Source organism: Streptomyces sp. NPDC088915 (assembly GCF_044749825.1).
Lineage (GTDB): Bacteria > Actinomycetota > Actinomycetes > Streptomycetales > Streptomycetaceae > Streptomyces.
Genome location: NZ_JBIVIR010000001.1, coordinates 70,409 through 91,271, shown reverse-complemented (window position 1 = coordinate 91,271; position 20,863 = coordinate 70,409). Strand labels below are relative to the sequence as shown.

Sequence of the window (20,863 nt, the reverse complement as noted above, 5' to 3'; positions counted from 1 at the left end):
TGAGGCACTGGCGGAGGATACGAGATTCGAACTCGTGAGGGGTTGCCCCCAACACGCTTTCCAAGCGTGCGCCCTAGGCCTCTAGGCGAATCCTCCGCCGGGAACATTACATGACCGAGGGGGGTGCTCGCGAACTCGATCCCGGACGGGGCCGGCGGGGGGTTCCGGGCGGGGGAGGCGGGGTCCCCGTGCCGTCGGCATCGGGTAGTCTGGGCGCAGCCCCTCACGCGGCGCTATCTGACTGAACTCCCCCAGGGCCGGAAGGCAGCAAGGGTAGGTCGGCTCTGGCGGGTGCGTGGGGGGCGCTTGCGTTCCCGGGAGCGGTGGTCGGCAGCCGGCCCCGTCGGCAGCCGGAGCTCGGTCCTCGCCCAAGAGCCGAGGAGCCCAGGAACCCAGGAGCCCGCGAGACCCCGCCCCCGGCCGTTTTTCCCGGGTTGTCGGTGCACGCCTATAACCTCGTACACGTGTCGTCTCTCGCGCTCTACCGCCGCTATCGCCCCGAGTCCTTCGCCGAGGTCATCGGGCAGGAGCATGTCACCGACCCGTTGCAGCAGGCCCTGCGGAACAACCGGGTCAATCACGCGTACCTGTTCAGCGGACCCCGTGGCTGCGGCAAGACGACCAGCGCGCGCATCCTCGCCCGCTGCCTGAACTGCGAGCAGGGCCCGACCCCCACCCCCTGCGGCGAGTGCCAGTCCTGTCGGGACCTCGCGCGGAACGGGCCCGGGTCGATCGACGTCATCGAGATCGACGCCGCCTCCCACGGTGGCGTGGACGACGCCCGTGACCTGCGGGAGAAGGCCTTCTTCGGGCCCGCCTCCAGCCGGTACAAGATCTACATCATCGACGAGGCCCACATGGTCACCTCGGCGGGCTTCAACGCCCTCCTGAAGGTGGTCGAGGAGCCCCCGGAGCACCTGAAGTTCATCTTCGCCACCACCGAGCCCGAGAAGGTCATCGGGACCATCCGGTCGCGGACCCACCACTACCCCTTCCGGCTCGTGCCGCCCGGCACCCTCCGGGACTACCTCGGCGAGGTCTGCGGGCGCGAGGGCATCCCCGTCGAGGACGGCGTGCTGCCGCTCGTCGTGCGCGCCGGCGCCGGGTCCGTGCGTGACTCCATGTCCGTCATGGACCAGCTCCTGGCCGGTGCCGCCGACGACGGCGTGACCTACGCCATGGCCACCTCCCTCCTCGGCTACACCGACGGCTCGCTGCTCGACTCCGTCGTCGACGCCTTCGCCGCCGGCGACGGCGCCGCCGCCTTCGAGGTCGTCGACCGCGTCATCGAGGGCGGCAACGATCCCCGCCGCTTCGTCGCCGACCTCCTGGAGCGGCTGCGCGACCTGGTGATCCTGGCCGCCGTGCCGGACGCCGCCGAGAAGGGGCTCATCGACGCCCCGGTCGACGTGGTCGAGCGCATGCAGGCGCAGGCATCCGTCTTCGGGGCCGCCGAACTCAGCCGGGCCGCCGACCTCGTGAACGCCGGGCTCACCGAGATGCGGGGCGCCACCTCGCCCCGGCTCCAGCTGGAGCTGATCTGCGCGCGCGTCCTGCTGCCCGCCGCCTTCGACGACGAGCGCTCCCTCCAGGCGCGCCTGGACCGGCTGGAGCGCGGCGTCACGACGGCCGCCGCGTCCGCGCCCGCGCCCGTCTTCACCCCCGGGCCTTCCGGGCCCCCCGCGCCCGCCATGGGGTACGTCCCCGGGCCCGACGCCCACACCCCCATGGCCCCGCCCCCGCCCGTACAGCAGCCCCAGCAGGCCCCGCAGGCGGCCCGGCCCGCCCCCGTACAGCACGTGGAACCGCAGTCCCCGGCGCCCGCCGGGCCCCGGCCCGGTGCCTGGCCCGGAGCGGCCGCGCCCGGCGGCGGCAGCGCCCCCGGCGCCTGGCCCGGCGCCGCCACGTCCGCCCCCGCACACGCCCCGCACGCCCCGCAGGCCCCACCGGCCCCGCAGGCCCCCGCCCCCACCCCCGCTCCCTCCGGCGGCGACACCTCCCAGGTGCGGAACCTCTGGCCGCAGATCCTCGACGCCGTCAAGAACCGGCGCCGCTTCACCTGGATCCTGCTCAGTCAGAACGCGCAGGTGGCCGGGTTCGACGGCACCACCCTCCAGCTCGGCTTCCTCAACGCCGGCGCCCGGGACAACTTCGCCAGCAGCGGCAGCGAGGACGTCCTGAAGCAGGCCCTCGCCGAGCAGTTCAACGTCCAGTGGAAGATCGAGGCGATCATCGATCCCTCGGGCGGTGCCGCCCCGCCGCCCGCCGCCGCCAACTTCGGCGGCCGTCCGGTGGCCCCCGCCCCGGCGCCCTCCTTCCATCAGGCCCCTCCGGCCCCGTCCCCGTCGCCCGTACAGCAGGCGCAGCACGCACAGCACGCGCCACAGCCCGCGCAGTCGGCCCCCGCCCCCGCACAGGCGCAGCCGTCCGGGCCCGCGAAGGCGTCGGCCGCATCCTCGTACGCCCCGTCCGCGCCCGCGTACTCCCCGCCCGCGCCGCAGCCCGTGGCGCCGGAGGACGACGTTCCGGAGGAGGACGACCCCGACCTCGTCGACTCGGCCCTCTCCGGGCACGACCTGATCGTGCGCGAGCTCGGCGCCACGGTCGTGGAGGAATACACGAACGAGTAGGGGCGTCTCGCTCGGTGGCCCGTACGAAGGGCATCCCGTTCCGCGGGCTACTCTGGCTGGCGTGAAGGTCCTCGTCATCGGCGGCGGCGCCCGCGAACACGCCCTGTGCCGCTCTCTCTCCCTCGATCCCGACGTCACCGCTCTGCACTGCGCGCCCGGCAACGCCGGAATCGCGGAGGTCGCCGAGCTGCACGCCGTCGACCAGCTGGACGGCGACGCCGTCGCGCGCCTCGCCACGGAACTCGGCGCCGAGCTGGTCGTCGTCGGCCCGGAGGCCCCGCTCGTCGCCGGCGTCGCCGACGCCGTGCGCGCGGCCGGCATCCCCGTCTTCGGCCCCTCGCGGGAGGCAGCGGAGCTGGAGGGCTCCAAGGCCTTCGCCAAGGACGTCATGGCCGGCGCCGGCGTGCCCACCGCCCGCAGCTACGTCTGCACCACCCCCGAGGAGATCGACGAGGCGCTCGACGCCTTCGGCGCCCCGTACGTGGTGAAGGACGACGGCCTCGCCGCCGGCAAGGGCGTCGTCGTCACCGACGACCTCGACCGGGCCCGGACGCACGCGCTCGCGTGCGACCGCGTGGTCATCGAGGAGTACCTGGACGGCCCCGAGGTCTCCCTCTTCGCGATCACCGACGGCACCACCGTCCTGCCGCTCCAGCCCGCGCAGGACTTCAAGCGCGCGCTCGACGGCGACGAGGGCCCCAACACCGGCGGCATGGGCGCCTACTCACCGCTGCCCTGGGCCGACCCGAAGCTGGTCGACGAGGTCCTGGAGACCGTCCTCCAGCCGACCGTCGACGAGCTGCGCCGCCGCGGCACCCCCTTCTCCGGCCTGCTGTACGCCGGTCTGGCGATCACGAGCCGCGGCGTCCGGGTCATCGAGTTCAACGCCCGCTTCGGCGACCCCGAGACCCAGGTCGTCCTGGCCCGGCTCGCGACCCCGCTCGCCGGCGTCCTGCTGAACGCCGCCGACGGCACCCTCGCCGACCAGGCCCCGCTCCGCTGGCGGGACGACGCCGCCGTCACCGTGGTCGTCGCCTCCCACAACTACCCGGACACGCCGCGCACCGGCGACCCGATCACGGGCCTGGAGGAGATCGCGGAGCAGGACGCCCCGCACGCGTACGTGCTGCACGCCGGTACGAAGCGGGACGGCGACGCCGTGGTGAGCGCGGGCGGCCGCGTCCTCTCGGTCACCGCCACCGGAACGGACCTGGCGCAGGCCCGCGAACGCGCCTACGCGGCGGTCGGCCGCATCCGGCTCGACGGCTCCCAGCACCGCACGGACATCGCGCGCAAGGCCGCCGAGGCCTGATCCCTCACCGGGCCCTTCCGGGATTTCCTCGCGCGGCCGTGCGGTGGACCGTACGGCCGCGCGAGCGCCATCACCTTTGCCCAAAGCCATTCCATCGAGTGACGGATGAGCCATCCGGATGACGCCCGCCACCACCCCAACTAGGGTGCGGCGCAGGCGTTCCGGCACTTGGCCCACCGGCATTGCGATGTCAGTGACGGGTGCCACAGTGGGGGAGTGACCAACACCGCCACAGGCAGTCCCGACCAGGGCAGGAGGGGATGATGAGCGGCGTGTCCGGCACCGGTTCCGCCGTCGGCGAGGAGTGGGGTGCGCGCGCCGCGCGCTCCCGGGCCCTCGCCGTCCTCCGCGTCCGCGGCAGGGCGCTGGGCCTCGCGGTGCTCCCCGCCGCCGTGGCCGTCGTGCTGTACGCGGGCGAGGTCACCGGCCACTTCTCGGGTACGGGATGGGGCACGGCCCGCTGGATCGTGACCGCCCTCGCGGTCGTCGTCCTCCTCGCCTCCGCGGCCGTCGCCCTCGTCGTCGCCCGCGCCCGCCCGGCCGCCACGCCGACGGTGGAGCTGGCCGAGACCGCCGCCCCCGACCTGTACCGGCTCGTGCGGGACCTGGCCGACCGGCTCGGCGTCCCGGCGCCCGCCGCGATAGCCCTGACCCCGGACTGCGACAGCTGGCTGGAGGACCGGACCCACCGCACCCATCGCACCCACCGCTCTTCCGGGACCGGCGGCGACGGCGCCCCCGTCCTGGTCATAGGCTCGCCCTTCCTCTGGTGGATGCGGGTCGGCGAACTGCGGGCGGTCCTCGCCCCCGTGGTCGCCGGCACGGGACCGGCCGCCCACCCCGACATAGCCGCCGCCCGCCGCTTCGTCCGCGGTCTGGACGCCGCGATCGCCGTGCCCCGGGACCCCGGCCTCGACCCGGTCCGCCGCCTCGGCGCCCACGGCGTCGGGCAGGTCGCCCGCGTCCTGCTGCGCGCCTGTCGCGGACACGCCGCCGAGATGGAGCGCGGGGTCGCCGCCGCGGGCTCGGAGCGCGCCCAGGAGGTCGACTACGGCGTACGGATCGTGGCGCAGGAGCAGGTCGGCCTGGCGTACGCGGGCTGGGACCGCCTCCTGACCCGGGTCGCGCTGCCCGCCTGGCGCATGGGCCGCTGGCCCGCCAAGCTCGACGCGGGCGTGGTCTCCGCCCTGACCGAGCTGTCCCGTCGCGACCGGCTCGCGGACGGCTTCTCCTCCCGCCTCGGCGAGCGGCCCGCCTGCGACCTCCTGGAGGAGCCGGGCGCGGTCGACGAGGCCGCCTCGCTGCTCGCCGCCCGCCTCTTCCACGGCGGCCCGGCCGCGCCCGGCCCCGACTGGTCGCCGGTGGAGTGGAGCCAGTACCCGGAAGAGGTCGTGGACCGGAAGTGGCGCACGGACGCGGCCCGCCTCCACCGGGTCCTCGACGGCATCGACGCGGCCGCCGCCACCCCCGGCGCCCCGCCCCCGGCCGACGGCCCGACCCTGACCCGCGTGATCGACCGCCTGACGGCGGCGCCGGCCCCCGGGGCGAACGCCGGATCCGGCACCGGCACCGGCACCGGTACGGACACCGGTGACGGCGCGGGCGTCCGTACGCCCGGCGGTCCCGGCCCGGGCGGCACCGACCCTGACGCCCCCGGCGACCCTGACGCCCCCGGCGCCCCCAGCGACCTCTCCGACCCGGACCACTCCGCCCGTCTCGACGACCCCGACGTCCCCGACGATCTCGACGACCCCCTCGACGACCCCGACGACGACCCCCCGGCCAACCCCGCCGCCGACGCCCTCGCCGGGGCGCTCAGCGCCCTGCTCGCCCGTGAGGAGGCCGCGCGGGAGGCCCGGGTCGCCGCGGAGAGCGCCCGGGGACGGACGCCGGCCGACTCCGCGGCGGATCCGGCCGCCGCGTACGGAGGCGTCAGCGGCCCCGACGGCCCCCTGCCGCTCTTCCCGCTCCAGCCGCCCCGCAGCGGCCGCGACCTGCTCGCCGACCACGTCACCGCGATGGTCTGCTGCGCGGCCGTGGACACGGCCGAGGCGGCCCCCGGGCTCGACTGGCTCGACGGCCCCGCCCTGCTGCTCGGCGGCGAGCGGACGACGGACCTCGGTCCCCGCGTCCTCTCCCTCGTCGAGGACGGCGACCCCGAGCCCCTGCGGGACTGGCTCGCACGCACCGGCGTGCGCCCCGAGAAGCCCGTACGGCTCGTCTGACCCACCATCGGAGCGCGCCCCCGGGCGCGGGCCTCCGGCATAGACCGACGGCACATGCGGAGGCCCGCCTTCCACTCTCGTCAATTCACGACGAACGGTGACGGAGTGCGTGCGTTATGTGATGTGCTGGAGGCCATCACTGACAGAAGCACGAATCCACGGGCACTGACCGGCCGACCGGGGGAGTCGAGGGAGGGGCGCAGCATGGGGGCGGATCAGATCAGGCGGTGGGAGTCGGGTGCGCTCGCGCACGCCGTCTCCGACCCCTTCGGCCAGGGCCCGCTGCCCTGGCTGCGCGGCTCGGAGAACTACTTCGACGACACCGGCCAGATGGTCCCCTGGTACGCGGACGAGGTCCTGGCCCGGGGCGGCAGCGGCGGCCCCCGCACGGCCGACGACGTCCGGCGCCAGATCAAGGGCTTCGCGTCCGGCGGCGCCGTCACGCCGGGCGATTCGATCGACTTCCACATCACGGTGGACCCGCCGCAGCAGTTCTCGGTCGACATCTACCGGATCGGCCACTACGGCGGTCACGGCGCCGCGAAGATCACCACCAGCCCGCGCCTCTCCGGGATCGTCCAGCCCGCCCCGCTCGTCGTCGACCGCACGGTCTCCTGCCACAACTGGTGGCAGTCCTGGCGCCTCCAGGTCCCGAGCTACTGGGCGCTCGGCGCGTACGTCGCCGTCCTCACCACCGCCGACGGGCACCGCTCCCACGTCCCCTTCACGGTCCGCGACGACCATCCGGCGGATCTGCTCCTCGTCCTGCCGGACGTGACCTGGCAGGCGTACAACCTCTATCCGGAGGACGGGCGCACCGGCGCCAGCCTCTACCACGCCTGGGACGAGGACGGCCGACTGCTCGGCGAGGAGGAGGCGGCCGTCACGGTCTCCTTCGACCGCCCCTACGCGGGCGCGGGGCTGCCGCTGCACGTCGGGCACGCCTACGACTTCATCCGCTGGGCCGAGCGCTACGGCTACGACCTGGCGTACGCCGAGACCCGCGACCTGCACGCGGGCCGCGTCGATCCGAGCCGCTACCGGGGCCTGATCTTCCCCGGCCACGACGAGTACTGGTCGGCGCCGATGCGCCGGGCCGCCGAACGCGCCCGCGACCTGGGCACCTCGCTCGTCTTCCTCTCCGCCAACACCATGTACTGGCAGGTGGAGCTGGGCCCCTCGGCCTCCGGCGTGCCCGACCGCCTCCTCACCTGCCGCAAGCGCCAGGGACCCGGCCGGCCGGCGCTCTGGCGCGAGGTCGACCGCCCCGAGCAGCAGCTCCTCGGCATCCAGTACGCGGGCCGGGTGCCCGAACCGCACCCGCTGGTCGTGCGCAACGCCGAGCACTGGCTCTGGGAGGCCACCGGCGCCGGGGACGGCGACGAGATCCCGGGCCTGGTCGCGGGCGAGGCCGACCGGTACTTCCCGCGCACCGCGCTCCCCGAGCACGAGAGCCGCATCCTGCTCGCCCACTCGCCCTACCGGGACGGCGACGGGGTGCTGCGCCACCAGGAGACCTCGCTCTACCGGTCCCCGTCCGGCGCCTGGGTCTTCGCCTCCGGCACCTTCGCCTGGTCACCCGCCCTCGACCGGCCGGGCCACGTGGACTCCCGGATCCAGCGCGCCACCGCGAACCTCCTCGACCGCATCTGCAAGAGGGACTGACCGCGTACGGGGGCCTCGTACAGGGGGAGGGCCCCGTCCGGAGAGGCCGCCCGCCGGTGATCCACGCCCGTGCGAGAGAATCGAAGGGCTCCTGGATCAACCTACGCGGAGGAACCGTGTCCGGATTCGTAGAAAAGCCCGAGCCCGTCCAGGTCCCGGGCCTCACCCATCTCCACACGGGCAAGGTGCGCGACCTGTACCGGAACGAGGCCGGTGACCTCGTGATGGTGGCGAGCGACCGCATGTCCGCGTACGACTGGGTCCTGCCCACCGAGATCCCCGACAAGGGCCGGGTCCTCACCCGGCTCTCCCTGTGGTGGTTCGACCGGCTCTCCGACCTGGTCCCGCACCACGTCCTCTCCACCGAGCTTCCGGCCGGCGCCCCCGCCGACTGGGCGGGCCGCACCCTGGTCTGCAAGTCGCTGAACATGGTCCCGGTCGAGTGCGTCGCCCGCGGCTACCTCACCGGCTCCGGCCTCGTCGAGTACGACGAGTCCCGCACGGTCTGCGGCCTCGCCCTTCCCGAGGGCCTGAGCGACGGCTCGGAGCTGCCCGCCCCGATCTTCACCCCGGCCACCAAGGCCGCCGTGGGCGACCACGACGAGAACGTGTCGTACGAGGAGGTCGCCCGCCAGGTCGGCGCCGAGACGGCCGCGCTGCTGCGCCAGACGACCCTCGCCGTGTACTCCCGGGCCCGGGACATCGCCCGCGAGCGCGGGATCATCCTGGCCGACACCAAGTTCGAGTTCGGCTTCGAGAGCACCCCGGACGGCGACCGGCTCGTCCTCGCCGACGAGGTCCTCACCCCGGACTCCTCGCGCTTCTGGCCGGCCGACCAGTGGCAGCCGGGCCGCGCCCAGCCCTCGTACGACAAGCAGTTCGTACGGGACTGGCTGACCTCCCCGGCCTCCGGCTGGGACCGCAAGAGCGAGCAGCCGCCGCCGGCGCTCCCGCAGGAGGTCGTGGACGCGACCCGCGCCAAGTACATCGAGGCGTACGAGCTCCTCACCGGCACCACCTGGAGCTAGCCGAGGAACGAGAAAGCCCCCGGTCGGATCGACCGGGGGCTTCTTCGTGGAGCGGACGACGAGATTCGAACTCGCGACCCTCACCTTGGCAAGGTGATGCTCTACCAACTGAGCCACGTCCGCATGCGCCGTAGCGCGGAGCCCACTATACCCAACCTTTCTCCCGCGCGAGGCGCACCGCCGCATGACGGTTCTCGGCACCGACCTTCGCGGCGGCCGAGGAGAGGTAGTTCCGGACGGTCCCGGGGGAGAGCGAGGCGCGCCGGGCGATCTCCGCGACGGGGGCCCCGTCGGCGGCGAGTTCGAGCACCTCGGCCTCCCGCACGGTCAGCGGCGAGTCCCCGGACGCTATGGCATCGGCGGCCAACTCCGGGTCCACGTAACGGTTTCCGGCGTGCACGGTACGGATGAGCTCGGCGAGCCGCTGGGCGCTGACGGTCTTCGGCGCGAAGCCGCGGACGCCCGCCGCGAGGGCCCGCTTCAGGTGCCCGGGGCGCCCGTGGCTGGTCACGATCATGGCGCGGCAGTCGGGGAGTTCGTCCCGCAGGGCAGTGGCGACCCTCACACCGTCCATGCCCGGCATCTGGAGATCGAGCACGGCGACGTCGGGGCGGTGGGCGCGGGCCATGGCGAGCGCCTCGGGCCCGGTCGCGGCCTCGGCGACCACCACGAGGTCGTCCTCCAGGGCGAGCAGGGCGGCGAGCGCACCCCGGATCAGATGCTCGTCGTCGGCGAGCAGCACGCGTACGGTCACGCGACCGTCCCCTCCTTCTCATGGCTCTCGCGGTTCTCGCGACTCTCGTACGTCTCACACAGCTCGGGCAGCTCACGCAGCGCGTGCGGCTCGTGCTCCTCGTACGTCTGGCACGCCTCGCGCTCTTCATGCGTCCCGCGCTCCTCGGGCGACTCGTGCAGGCCGTGCGGCTCGTACAGGCCGTACGCCTCGCGCACCTCGCGCACCTCGCGCTTCTCGGGTACGGGGCGCACCGAGGCCACCGGCGTCCGCGCGGGCCCGTTCCGCCCCGTGCGGGGCAGCGGGACGCGGGCGGTCACGCGGAACGAGTGCGGGGCCGACGGTCCCGCGTCCAGGGTGCCGTCCACCGCGCCGAGCCGTTCCCGCAGCCCGGCGAGTCCGGACCCGGGCCCACGTCCCGCCCGGTTCGAGGCGTCGGTCGCCCCGGCCGTGGCGTCCCTCTCCTCCGCCCCGTCGTTCTCGACGGTGAGCAGCACCGCCCCCGGCTCGGTCCGGAGCACGATCGCGCACCGGCGCGCGTCCCCGTGGCGCAGGACGTTCGTCGTGGTCTCCCGGACCACCCAGCCCAGGGCCGACTGGACCTCGGGCGGCAGGTCGAGCGCCGGGGCGTCCACGGCACAGGCGATCCCGGCGGCCCCGAGCACTCCGCGCGCGCCCTCCAGCTCGACCCGCAGGTCGGCCTCGCGGTAGCCGCGTACGACCTCGCGCACCTCCCGCTGCGACTCCTGGGCGATCCGCTGCACCTCGACCATCTGGTCCACGGCCTCCGGGCGCCCGCGCCGGGAGAGCTGCACCGCGAGCTCGCTCTTGAGCGCGATCACCGACAGGTTCCGTCCCATGACGTCGTGCAGGTCCCGTCCGAAGCGGAGCCGCTCCTCGGCGACGGCCAGCCGGGCCTTGAGGTCCCGGGAACGCTCCAGCTCCTGCACGATCCGCAGCAGCCAGGAGGAGAAGCCGCTGGTCGCGGAGATGAAGACGCCGCCGATGAGGATGCCGACCGCGGAACCGGCCGCCACGTCCACCCCGTTGCCGGCCACCGCCATCGGGACGCCGGTGGCGAAGGCGGTGCCGAGCACCGCGTACGCCATGTGCCGGACCGGGCCGAGACAGAGGACGAGCGCGCAGAGCGTGAAGATCGAGGTCCCCGCGATGACGCCCACGTTCACTCCCGGGTCGGGCAGCACTCCGCCCGCCCACAGGAGGTTCAGGAAGAGGTCGGCACAGAAGGTGGTGCCGACCACCGTGGCCGCGAGCCGGACCGGTCGTTCCCGCTTCCCGGTCGTGTGGTCCAGGGCCCGGGAGGCGAGGAAGGCGCAGAGCACGGAGTGGACCCCGACCCACAGGACCAGTCCGGCCGCGGCCTCCGTGGAGAAGGAGCCGTGTTCACCGCGGCTGAACGGACTGCCGCCGAGCACGAACAGCTCGATCGGCACGAAGAGGTGGAAGGTCCACCGCGTGTACAACTCGACCTTGCCGGCACTGCTGCGCCGGGACCACCATCCCGTCAGCCTGGACATCAGGCCCCCTCCCGATCTCTAGCGCCGCGGTTCCCAGCGGAACCACCGGCGGACCGCCCACCCCGTCAGGACGCCCCAGGCCACTGTATTGAGCCCGGCACCCAGCAGGCTCTCCGCTTGCCCGGTGCCGAGCCAGCCCGCCCGTACGAACTCCATCACGCCGCTGAGCGGCAGCAGCCCGCAGAGGTCGGCGGCGAGCGGGGGCAGGGCGTCGCGGGGCACGAAGAGACCCGAGCCGAAGCAGGAGATCAGGAAGAGCGGCAGGGTCGTCAGTCCGGCGCTCTCGACGGACCGGGTGATCACGGTGGTGAGCGCGGCGAGCCCGGCGAGCAGGGCGATCGCGATGGCGACGCCGAGCAGCAGCAGGTCGGGACGGACGGGGGCGGGCACGTCGAGGACGGCGACCCCGCCGGCCGTGAGGACGGCGCACTGCACGAGCGTGATGGCGGTGGCGGGCAGGGCGCAGCCGGTGAGTATCTCCGCGTCGCTCGCCTCGCCGGTCCGCAGCCGCTTGAGGACGAGTTCCTCGCGGCGGGCGACGAGCGCGGAGACGAGGCTCATGTAGGCGACGAGGAGCAGGACCATGCCGGTGCCGCCGATGAGGGTGGCCGCCCCGGCGCCCATCGGCAGGGCGTCCCTGTCGAGCTGGGTGAGCGAGGAACGCAGCAGGAAGACCATCAGCAGCGGCATGAGCAGCGCGATGAAGAGGTTGTTCCGGTTGCGCAGGAGGAGGGTCAGCTCGGCCCGGCCGAGGGCGGTGAGCCTGCTCCGGACGGTGGAGGCGGGCCCGGTGGCCCCGGGCGTGAGGGTGGTGGTGCTGCTCATCGGGCGTCGGCCTCCTGCCGGTCGGTACGGACTGCGGTGCCGTGGGGCGGGACGCCCTGCGAGGCGATGTCGAGGAACGCCTCTTCGAGGGAGGCGGACCGGGCGTCGAGCCCGTCGAGCCGTATGCCGCCGTCCCCGGCCCAGGCGAGGAGCACGGCGAGGTCCTCCTGGAGGTCACGGGTGCGGATCTCCACGCGGCCGCCGGTCTCCGCGGCCCGCAGGCGCAGCGGGAGGTGTGCGGCCAGGACGCCCTCGGGGAGGGTGAAGCGGATCCGGGCGGGGCGGGCGGCGGTGACCTCGGCCGGCGTGCCGGAGAGGACGATCTCGCCCCGGTGCATGATCGCGAGGCGGTCGGCGAGGGCTTCGGCCTCTTCCAGGTAGTGCGTGGTGAGGAGCACGGTGGTGCCACCGTCCCGCAGTTGCCGGACGAGGTCCCAGGTGTCCCGGCGGCCCTCTGCGTCGAGACCGGTGGTGGGCTCGTCGAGGAAGAGCACCTCGGGTCGGCCGAGCAGCGCGAGCGCCAGGTCGAGTCTGCGCCGCTCACCGCCGGAGAGCTGCTTGATCCGGACGCGCTCGCGCCCGGCGAGGCCGGTGGCGGCGAGCGCCTCTCCGACGGGGCGGGCGCCGCTGGTGCAGCCCGCCCACATCCGTACGGTCTCGGCCACGCTGAGGTCGGAGGGGAAGCCGCCCTCCTGGAGCATGATGCCGATCCGGGGGCGGACGGCGGACCGCTCGCGGTACGGGTCGTGGCCGAGGACGCGGGCGGTGCCGGCGCTGGGGGCGGCGAGGCCCTCCAGGAGTTCGACGGTGGAGGTCTTGCCGGCGCCGTTGGTCCCGAGGAGGGCGAAGATCTCGCCCCGGGGGACGGCGAAGGAGATTCCGCGCACGGCCTCGAAGCCGCCGCCGGCTCTCCGGCCGGATCCCTCGGCGTACGTACGGCGCAGGTCGGTCGCCTCGATCGCTGGTGTCATGCGTCCAGACTCCCGGCGGTCCTCGCCCGTCGGCAGTGCGCGCTGTCATGATCCCTGCTGACAAATGTCATGAGGAAGCGGGACGGTTGAAGGGAAGCACGACGAAGGCCCCGGTTCCTGAGAACCGGGGCCTTCAATCCCTGAGCGGACGACGAGATTCGAACTCGCGACCCTCACCTTGGCAAGGTGATGCTCTACCAACTGAGCCACGTCCGCATTGCTCCCGACCGGCTTTCACCGGGCGGTGCGAGCACCACTGTACCTGATCCACAAGAGTGACCGGTAATGCGATGCAGAGCGGGTGACAGGAATTGCACACTGCGCCTTCCCCCTGGAAGGGGGCTGTTCTGCTACTGAACTACACCCGCACGCTGCTCGGGTCGGTGCCTTTCGGCCTCGCCCCTCGGCGTGATCCAGACTCTAGCCGATCACCCGGGGTGCAATGCAAATCGGCTCGGCCCGCGGCGGCGGACGTCCCGTCTCCGTAGCGACGGACACCCCGCCCTCGCGGCGGCGGACACCCTGCCCTCGCGGCGGCGGACACCCTGCCCTCACGGCGATGGACGCCCTGCCCTCGCGGTGGCGGACGCCCCCACCTCGCGACGACGGGCGCCCCGCCCCGGAGCGCCCCGCCCCACCCCGGAACCCCGGTTCAGCTCGCCTCGCGGAACGCCTCGTAGACCCGCTTGGGGATCCGGCCCCGGGCGGGCACGTCCATCTTGTTGGACTGGGCCCAGGCACGGACCGCCGCCGGGTCGGGGGCGAGGTCGGTGTGCGTGTAGGCCGCGGCCGAGGTCCCGCCCCGGCCGCCACCGGCGCCGGCACCCGCGCCGATCCGCGCGGGGATCTTGCGCCCGGCCGCGAGGTAGGGCGCGAGGGCCTTGCGGAGTTTCTTTGCATTGGCAGCATTCAGGTCGATCTCGTACATCTTCCCGTCGAGGCCGAACGCGACCGTTTCCGCTGCTTCTCCGCCCTCGATGTCATCGGAGAGGGTGACCACCACACGCTGAGCCACGGATATCGGTCCTTTCCTGCGGCCGCCGGGGTCGTCCGGGGTGCTTGTGGCGCCCCTGACGTGCGACGATGCCGACCGTTCGGCTGTGCCGGAACAATGCTGCTTTCTTCTGGAAACCTTTCTACAGCGGCAGGCGTCGCATTGTGAAGCCCTGCCAATTGTTTCAGCGTGTCCCGGTGCAATGCGGTCCGCAATATTTCACGTGAATTTTGCCCGGGAGGGTTCGGCGGGGGCGCGGTCGCGGAGGCCTCCGAGAACCCGCCTTTTGTAGGATCCTTCAGATCTCTACCCGCGTAGAATTTGGAGGCAGGTACGCTGAAGGAACCGCCCACGCAACACACCACCGGGAGTGCCAGTGGCACGCGTCGTAGTCGACGTCATGCTCAAGCCGGAGATCCTCGACCCCCAGGGGCAGGCGGTGCAGCGTGCACTGCCCCGCCTGGGATTCGCCGGAATCGCCGACGTCCGTCAGGGGAAGCGCTTCGAGCTGGAGGTGGAGGGACCGGTCGACGACGCCGCCCTCGCCCGCATCCATGAGATGGCCGAAACCTTCCTCGCCAACACCGTGATCGAAGACTTCGTCGTGAAGGTGGAGTCGTGACCGCACGCATCGGCGTCGTCACGTTCCCCGGAACGCTCGACGACCGGGACGCGCTGCGTGCCGCCCGCCTGGCGGGCGCCGAGCCCGTCTCGCTCTGGCACCGCGACAAGGACCTCAAGCAGGTCGACGCCGTGGTCCTGGCCGGCGGCTTCTCCTACGGCGACTACCTGCGGGCCGGAGCCATCTCCCGCTTCTCGCCGGTGATGGAGACGGTCATCGAGCAGGCGAAGGCGGGCATGCCCGTCCTCGGCATCTGCAACGGCTTCCAGATCCTCACCGAGGCCCATCTGCTGCCGGGCGCGATGCTGCGCAACAACCACCTCCACTTCATCTGCCGCGACCAGAAGCTGCGGGTGGAGAACGCGGAGACCGCCTGGACCTCGGACTACACCGAGGGCCAGGAGATCGAGGTCCCGCTCAAGAACATGGACGGCCGGTACGTCGCCGACGAGCGCGTGCTCGACGAGCTGGAGGCCGAGGGGCGGGTGGCCTTCCGCTACCTGGACGTCAACCCCAACGGCTCGCTGCGCGACATCGCGGGCGTCACCAACGCCGCCGGCAACGTGGTCGGCCTCATGCCGCACCCCGAGCACGCCGTCGAGCCGCTGGTCGGCACCGGCAAGACGGACGGCCTCGGTTTCTTCACCTCGATCCTCAAGAAGCTGGTCAACGCCTGATGCTGTCTTCTTCCGGGGGACGACCCCCGCACCCCCGCGCCTTCGACACCGTCAAGCACGCGAGCGAGACGCCGGACAGCGAGCAGCCCTGGAAGGAGCTCGGCCTCAAGGAGGACGAGTACGCGCGCATCCGCGAGATCCTCGGCCGCCGTCCCACCGGCGCCGAGCTCGCCATGTACTCCGTCATGTGGTCGGAGCACTGCTCGTACAAGAGCAGCAAGGTCCACCTGAAGCAGTTCGGCGAGAAGGTCCCCGCCAACGACGCCATGCTCGTCGGCATCGGTGAGAACGCGGGCGTCGTCGACGTCGGCCAGGGGTACGCGGTCACCTTCAAGGTCGAGTCGCACAACCACCCCTCGTACATCGAGCCCTACCAGGGCGCGGCCACCGGCGTCGGCGGCATCGTCCGCGACATCCTCGCCATGGGCGCCCGCCCGGTCGCGGTCGTCGACCCGCTGCGCTTCGGCGCGGCCGACCACCCCGACACCAAGCGCGTGCTGCCCGGTGTCGTCGCCGGCATCGGCGGCTACGGCAACTGCCTCGGCCTGCCCAACATCGGCGGCGAGGTCGTCTTCGACTCCTGCTACCAGGGCAACCCCCTGGTCAACGCCGGCTGCATCGGCGTGATGAAGCACGAGGACATCCACCTCGCCAAGGCCTCCGGTCCCGGCAACAAGGTGATCCTGTACGGCGCCCGCACGGGCGGCGACGGCATCGGCGGCGTCTCGGTCCTCGCGTCCGAGACCTTCGACGACACGAAGCCCACCAAGCGCCCCGCCGTCCAGGTCGGCGACCCCTTCCAGGAGAAGCTCCTCATCGAGTGCACCCTGGAGATCTTCCAGGAGAAGCTGGTCGCGGGCATCCAGGACCTCGGCGGCGCCGGGCTCTCCTGCGCCACCTCCGAGCTGGCCTCCGCCGGTTCCGGCGGCATGCGGGTCGACCTCGACCTGGTGCACCTGCGCGACGCGACGCTCTCGCCCGAGGAGATCCTCATGAGCGAGTCGCAGGAGCGCATGTGCGCGATCGTCGAGCCCGAGCACGTCGAGCGCTTCCTGGAGATCTGCGAGAAGTGGGACGTCATCGCCACCGTCATCGGTGAGGTGACCGAGGGCGAGCGCCTGGAGATCTTCTGGCACGGCGAGCAGATCGTCGACGTGCCGCCGCGTTCCGTCGCCCACGAGGGCCCGACCTACCACCGGCCGTTCGCGCGCCCGGACTGGCAGGACGCCCTCCAGGCCGACGACGCGGGCAAGCTGCCCCGGCCGCAGAACGGCGAGGAGCTGAAGGACCAGGTCCTCAAGCTCGTCTCCTCCCCGAACCAGGCCTCGAAGTCCTGGATCACGGACCAGTACGACCGGTTCGTGCAGGGCAACACCGTCCTGGCGCAGCCCGAGGACGCGGGCATGGTCCGCATCGACGAGGAGACCAACCTCGGCGTGGCCATGGCGACCGACGGCAACGGCCGGTACGCCAAGCTCGACCCGTACGCGGGCGCGCAGCTCGCGCTCGCGGAGGCGTACCGCAACGTCGCCGCCTCCGGCGCCAAGCCGCTCGCCATCTCGGACTGCCTGAACTTCGGTTCGCCCGAGGACCCGGCCGTGATGTGGCAGTTCGCCGAGGCCACCCGTGGTCTCGCGGACGGCTGCCTCCAGCTCGGCACCCCGGTGACCGGCGGCAACGTCTCGCTCTACAACCAGACCGGTGACGTGGCGATCCACCCGACGCCCGTCGTCGCCGTCCTCGGCGTGATCGACGACGTCAACCGCCGCACCCCGATCGCCTTCGCGGAAGAGGGCCAGCTCCTCTACCTGCTCGGCGACACCAAGGAGGAGTTCGGCGGCTCGGCCTGGTCCGAGGTGATCCACCAGCACCTCGGCGGTCTGCCGCCGGCCGTGGACCTCGACCGGGAGAAGCTGCTCGGCGAGATCCTGATCTCGGCCTCCCGCGACGGCATGGTCGACGCGGCGCACGACCTCTCCGACGGCGGTCTCGTGCAGGCGGTCGTCGAGTCCTGCCTGCGCGGCGGCAAGGGCGCCCGTCTGGTCGTCCCCGAGGGCCTGGACGCCTTCACCTTCCTCTTCAGCGAGTCGGCGGGCCGCGCGGTCGTCGCCGTCCCGCGCAGCGAGGAGCTCCGCTTCACCGACATGTGCGGTGCGCGGGGTCTGCCGGCGGCCCGGATCGGCGTCGTCGACGGCGACGCGGTCGACGTGCAGGGCGAGTTCGCGCTCTCCCTGGAGGAGCTGCGGACGGCCCACGAGGCGACGATCCCGGGCCTGCTGGCCTGATCGCCTCGAAGGAGCGGCAGTACGTACGGGAGCCCCCGTCCGGACCATCGGGTCCGGACGGGGGCTTCGTCGTTCCCTTCCGAGCCCCCTTCGAAGTCCCCCTCCGATTCACCCTTGCACGGAGTTACGTAGTTACGTAATCTGTACCCATGGAGCTGGAAGAGCGGTTCACCGAGCTGGAGCGGCGCATCGCGGCGCTGGAGGGCATGGAGGCCCCCGAGCGCCCCGAGACCGCCGGAGGGGATTTCTGGGCCCTGGAGGGGTTCAAGGCCGAGCTGGCCGAGGCGGGCCCGCGGGGCGCCGACGGCGGAGTGCTGTTCACGGGCTCGGTCCGACTGCCCACCGAGGAGCGGTACGAGTGGCAGTTCGGCGCGTTCACCGAGCGGCTGCTCGACGACGACTGGACCGAGACCGCGGACTCCTTCGCCGCCCTCGGCCATCCCGTACGGCTGCGGCTGCTGCGGGAGATACTCGGCGGCCGCCGCACCGCCGCCGAGCTGGCCGAGCTCCCGGAGACGGGCACGACCGGCCAGATCTACCACCACCTGCGCCAACTGACCGCCGCGGGCTGGCTCCACACGACCGGACGCGGCCGTTACGAGGTTCCGGCGGCCCGGGTCGTTCCGCTCCTGGTGGCCTTCACGGCGGCCCACCCGTAGCCCTTCGACCACAGCCGTCGGTCCTCCGACCACAGCCGTCGACCACGATCGTTCAGGGGGAACGCTCATGTTCACGCGCAAGTCCGCGGTGGTGCTCCACCGCACGCTCTGGCTGCTGTTCTTCGTCCAGGTGATCGTCTCGTTCACCGCCGGACTGCCCTACTCGTACGCCGTGAGCTGGCTGCCGCTGGTCGCCGCCACGGCGGTCGGGATCGCGCTCGCCCGGCACACCGGAAAGCAGGTCGGGGCGGCGGCGCGGCCCCCGGTCGAGGTGGACCCGCCGGTCGCGGGGCGCTGGTCGGCGCTCAACAGCCCGGCGGACCGGACGCCCAGCTACGGCACCCACCAGTACGGCCAGACGTACGCCATCGACATCCTGGTGGAGACGGGAGACGGGGAGCGGCCCCGTCCCTCCTTCGCGTGGCTGTGGCCGGTGGCCCGCCGGAGCGAGGACTTCCCGGCCTTCGGCGCCCCGTTGTTCGCGGTCGCCGACGCGACCGTCGTGCACGCCGAGGACGGCCAGCGCGACCACCTCAGCCGCAACTCGCTGCCCGCCTTCCTCTATCTGCTGGTCTTCGAGGGCGTCGCCCGCGTCCTCGCGGGAGCCCGGCGGATCGTCGGGAACCACCTGATACTCGACCTCGGGGACGGCACCCACGCGGTGTACGCCCACCTCCGGCAGGGTTCGCTCGCCGTCCGGGCGGGCGACCGGGTGACGGCCGGCCAGGAGCTCGCCCGGTGCGGAAACTCCGGCAACTCCACCGAACCGCACCTGCACTTCCAGCTCATGAACGGCCCCGACCTGGACACGGCCAGGGGCGTGCCCTTCACCTGGCGAGGTGTCGGCGTCCCGAAGAACAAGGAGGCGTTCGAGGCGATACCGGGCACGGCCCGCCCGGCGGCCTGAGCTCCGGCCCCGACGCACCCGCCGCCGACTACCCTCGCCCCATGCCACCGGCCAAGAAGCGCACCCGCAGCTACGACCCGGTCAAGACCCGGGCCGCCGTCCTCACCCAGTTCCGGCACGTACGGGACGCCGTCGAGGCGTTCACGCCCGTGCAGCTCGACGGGCCGACCCGGCTCGGGGAGTGGACCGTACGGGACCTGGCGGCGCACGTCGCGTGGATGCTCGACTCCGTGCCGCAGCTGCTCGCCACGCCCGCGCCGGCCGCGCGCGAACTGGCCCTGCTCGACTGGCCGTCCAGGACCGCGTCGGCAGCCGAACGGATCGACGCGCACACGCGCGGGATCGACGCCACCGACCTGCACGGGCTCTACGCACGCGTACAGGACGAGTACGAGGAGGCGGTGGCGGGCGCGGCCGACGAGCGGCTCCTGCCGCTGAGCTTCGGGGCCATGACGCTCGGGGACTTCCTCGTCACCCGGACCGTCGAACTCGTCGTCCACACCGACGACCTGAACGAGGCGACCGGCGCCGGCATCCCGTACGACCGGCAGGCCCTCGCCGCCTGCACCCGTCTGCTCGCGGACGCGCTCGCGGCGAAGGCACCGGGCGGGGCGGTCGAGGTCCGGGTCCCGCCGTACGCCGTCGTCCAGTGCGTGGAGGGCCCCCGGCACACCCGGGGCACCCCGCCCAACGTGGTCGAGACGGATCCCCTGACCTGGATCCGGCTCGCGACCGGGCGCGTGGAGTGGGCGGCGGAGCTGGACGCGGCCCTGGTGAGCGCGAGCGGCGAGCGCGCCGACCTGGCGGACCTGCTGCCCCTGATGGGCTGACCGCCGGCCGCCGACCACCGGCCGCGGGCCACCGCAGGACCGTACGGGGGCGGGAGGGGCCCGTGGAACCGACTCGTCCGGTCGTCCGTCCCATCTCCATGTCGAAGCCACGAGCACTCGTCGCCCTGGTCCCGCTCCTCCCCGCCCTGCTGCTCACCGCCTGCGGTACGGAGGGAGGTCGGGGATCCGGGTCCGGTGCGGGCACGGTCTCCCCGGACCTCCCGCTCACCGGCACGCACTGGACCGTCGACAAGGTCACCGTCGGCGGGAGCGCGTCCGACGCCCCGGACGACGCCGGCGTCACGTTCGAGAAGGACGGCCGGGTCGTCGGCCGCGGCGGCTGCAACACCTTCAACGCCACCGTCGCCGTGAAGGGCGACACCCTCACCGCCACTCCGGGCCCGATGACCGAGATCGCCTGTTCCGAGGACCGGATGCGCTTCGAGAAGGAGCTGGTCAAGGCCTTCTCCGGGGAGCTGAAGGGCACGCTGGAGAACGACAGGCTGACCCTGACCTCGCCCGACGGGCAAAACGTCCTCGCGCTCACCGCCGAGCGGCCCGCCCCGCTGCGCGGCACCGCGTGGAAGGTCGACGGCCTGCTCTCCGGGAAGACGGCCTCCTCCCTGCCCGCCGGCAGCGAGGGCAAGGCGCGGATCGTCCTGGGCGAGGACGGCAAGGTCACCGGCAACCTGGGCTGCAACAACTTCTCCGCGACCGCGAAGGCCGACGCCACGACCCTCACCGTCGAGGGCCCGGCGGCCACCACCCGGATGATGTGCACGGGCCCGCAGATGAAGCTGGAGACCAGGCTGTACGAGCTCCTCGACGGACCGCTCACCTACCGGATCGACCACCGGACCCTGACGCTCACCGACTCCTCGGGCGAGGGCCTCACCGCCATCGCCGAACCGGCCGGACGCGCGTAGCGTCCGGCGGCCGGACCCGCTCCGGTTGCGAACTCC

The 20,863-nt window shown here is 73.0% G+C and carries 17 protein-coding genes, 4 tRNA genes and 1 other RNA gene; 13 read left to right on the top strand and 9 right to left on the bottom strand.

Features of this window, described 5'->3' with window-relative positions; translation table 11 throughout:
* Window positions 1-8: 8 nt before the first annotated feature.
* A tRNA-Ser gene (locus ACIP5O_RS00425) sits at window positions 9-96 on the bottom strand.
* Window positions 97-214: 118 nt separating this feature from the next.
* On the opposite strand from ACIP5O_RS00425, the gene ffs reads away from it, so the two are divergent.
* The 6 genes from ffs (at window position 215) to ACIP5O_RS00395 (ending at window position 8,860) form a co-directional block, all read left to right on the top strand.
* An RNA gene (ffs, locus tag ACIP5O_RS00420) (signal recognition particle sRNA small type) lies at window positions 215-313 on the top strand.
* 151 nt (window positions 314-464) lie between these two features.
* Window positions 465-2,630 carry a DNA polymerase III subunit gamma and tau gene (locus ACIP5O_RS00415; protein WP_401286724.1) on the top strand — a complete coding sequence of 722 codons (2,166 nt, stop codon included), beginning with the start codon at window positions 465-467 and terminating at the stop codon, window positions 2,628-2,630.
* 61 nt (window positions 2,631-2,691) lie between these two features.
* Window positions 2,692-3,942, top strand: coding sequence for a phosphoribosylamine--glycine ligase (purD, locus tag ACIP5O_RS00410; protein ID WP_401286721.1), 1,251 nt, complete (start codon window positions 2,692-2,694; stop codon window positions 3,940-3,942).
* A 263-nt stretch (window positions 3,943-4,205) separates the two neighbouring features.
* Window positions 4,206-6,167, top strand: a complete 1,962-nt coding sequence (locus ACIP5O_RS00405; protein ID WP_401286718.1) for a hypothetical protein — start codon at window positions 4,206-4,208, stop codon at window positions 6,165-6,167.
* A gap of 204 nt (window positions 6,168-6,371) precedes the next feature.
* A complete protein-coding gene (locus ACIP5O_RS00400; RefSeq protein ID WP_401286715.1) occupies window positions 6,372-7,832 on the top strand; it encodes a N,N-dimethylformamidase beta subunit family domain-containing protein in 1,461 nt (486 codons plus the stop codon).
* A gap of 116 nt (window positions 7,833-7,948) precedes the next feature.
* A complete protein-coding gene (locus ACIP5O_RS00395) occupies window positions 7,949-8,860 on the top strand; it encodes a phosphoribosylaminoimidazolesuccinocarboxamide synthase (RefSeq protein ID WP_401286712.1) in 912 nt (303 codons plus the stop codon).
* Between the two features lie 47 nt (window positions 8,861-8,907).
* On the opposite strand, the gene ACIP5O_RS00390 is transcribed toward ACIP5O_RS00395, so the two are convergent.
* The 8 genes from ACIP5O_RS00390 to ACIP5O_RS00355 form a co-directional block, all read right to left on the bottom strand.
* Window positions 8,908-8,983: transfer RNA gene (locus ACIP5O_RS00390), tRNA-Gly, on the bottom strand.
* 22 nt (window positions 8,984-9,005) lie between these two features.
* Window positions 9,006-9,614, bottom strand: coding sequence for a response regulator (locus ACIP5O_RS00385; protein ID WP_401286709.1), 609 nt, complete (start codon window positions 9,612-9,614; stop codon window positions 9,006-9,008).
* Window positions 9,611-11,131 carry a sensor histidine kinase gene (locus tag ACIP5O_RS00380; protein ID WP_401286706.1) on the bottom strand — a complete coding sequence of 507 codons (1,521 nt, stop codon included), beginning with the start codon at window positions 11,129-11,131 and terminating at the stop codon, window positions 9,611-9,613. The genes ACIP5O_RS00385 and ACIP5O_RS00380 overlap by 4 nt, the downstream gene beginning before the upstream one ends.
* Window positions 11,132-11,149: 18 nt before the next feature.
* Window positions 11,150-11,956 carry an ABC transporter permease gene (locus tag ACIP5O_RS00375; RefSeq protein WP_401286703.1) on the bottom strand — a complete coding sequence of 269 codons (807 nt, stop codon included), beginning with the start codon at window positions 11,954-11,956 and terminating at the stop codon, window positions 11,150-11,152.
* Entirely contained in the window at window positions 11,953-12,927 is a 975-nt protein-coding gene (locus tag ACIP5O_RS00370) for an ABC transporter ATP-binding protein (protein WP_401286700.1), read from the bottom strand. Before ACIP5O_RS00370 ends, ACIP5O_RS00375 begins: the two co-directional genes overlap by 4 nt.
* 143 nt (window positions 12,928-13,070) lie before the next feature.
* Window positions 13,071-13,143 (bottom strand) — tRNA-Gly (locus tag ACIP5O_RS00365).
* Window positions 13,144-13,223: 80 nt separating this feature from the next.
* Window positions 13,224-13,295 (bottom strand) — tRNA-Gly (locus ACIP5O_RS00360).
* A 284-nt stretch (window positions 13,296-13,579) separates the two neighbouring features.
* Entirely contained in the window at window positions 13,580-13,942 is a 363-nt protein-coding gene (locus ACIP5O_RS00355) for an Lsr2 family protein (RefSeq protein WP_401286697.1), read from the bottom strand.
* A 355-nt stretch (window positions 13,943-14,297) separates the two neighbouring features.
* Between ACIP5O_RS00355 and purS the strand changes: the two genes are divergently transcribed.
* The 7 genes from purS to ACIP5O_RS00320 all read left to right on the top strand — a co-directional run bounded on the left by purS (window position 14,298) and on the right by ACIP5O_RS00320 (window position 20,827).
* On the top strand, window positions 14,298-14,543 hold the full coding sequence (gene purS / locus ACIP5O_RS00350) for a phosphoribosylformylglycinamidine synthase subunit PurS (RefSeq protein WP_015035032.1): 246 nt from the start codon (window positions 14,298-14,300) through the stop codon (window positions 14,541-14,543).
* A complete protein-coding gene (gene purQ, locus ACIP5O_RS00345) occupies window positions 14,540-15,220 on the top strand; it encodes a phosphoribosylformylglycinamidine synthase subunit PurQ (RefSeq protein ID WP_401286694.1) in 681 nt (226 codons plus the stop codon). The genes purS and purQ overlap by 4 nt, the downstream gene beginning before the upstream one ends.
* The gene (purL, locus tag ACIP5O_RS00340; RefSeq protein ID WP_401286688.1) at window positions 15,220-17,505 is read left to right on the top strand and encodes a phosphoribosylformylglycinamidine synthase subunit PurL; all 2,286 of its coding nucleotides are present in this window, start codon (window positions 15,220-15,222) and stop codon (window positions 17,503-17,505) included. The genes purQ and purL overlap by 1 nt, the downstream gene beginning before the upstream one ends.
* A 149-nt stretch (window positions 17,506-17,654) precedes the next feature.
* On the top strand, window positions 17,655-18,164 hold the full coding sequence (locus tag ACIP5O_RS00335) for an ArsR/SmtB family transcription factor (protein WP_401286686.1): 510 nt from the start codon (window positions 17,655-17,657) through the stop codon (window positions 18,162-18,164).
* A 67-nt stretch (window positions 18,165-18,231) separates the two neighbouring features.
* A complete protein-coding gene (locus ACIP5O_RS00330; RefSeq protein WP_401286683.1) occupies window positions 18,232-19,071 on the top strand; it encodes a M23 family metallopeptidase in 840 nt (279 codons plus the stop codon).
* Window positions 19,072-19,112: 41 nt separating this feature from the next.
* A complete protein-coding gene (locus ACIP5O_RS00325) occupies window positions 19,113-19,901 on the top strand; it encodes a sterol carrier family protein (RefSeq protein WP_401286680.1) in 789 nt (262 codons plus the stop codon).
* Window positions 19,902-19,999: 98 nt separating this feature from the next.
* The gene (locus tag ACIP5O_RS00320) at window positions 20,000-20,827 is read left to right on the top strand and encodes an META domain-containing protein (RefSeq protein ID WP_401286679.1); all 828 of its coding nucleotides are present in this window, start codon (window positions 20,000-20,002) and stop codon (window positions 20,825-20,827) included.
* The last annotated feature ends 36 nt before the right edge of the window (window positions 20,828-20,863 follow it).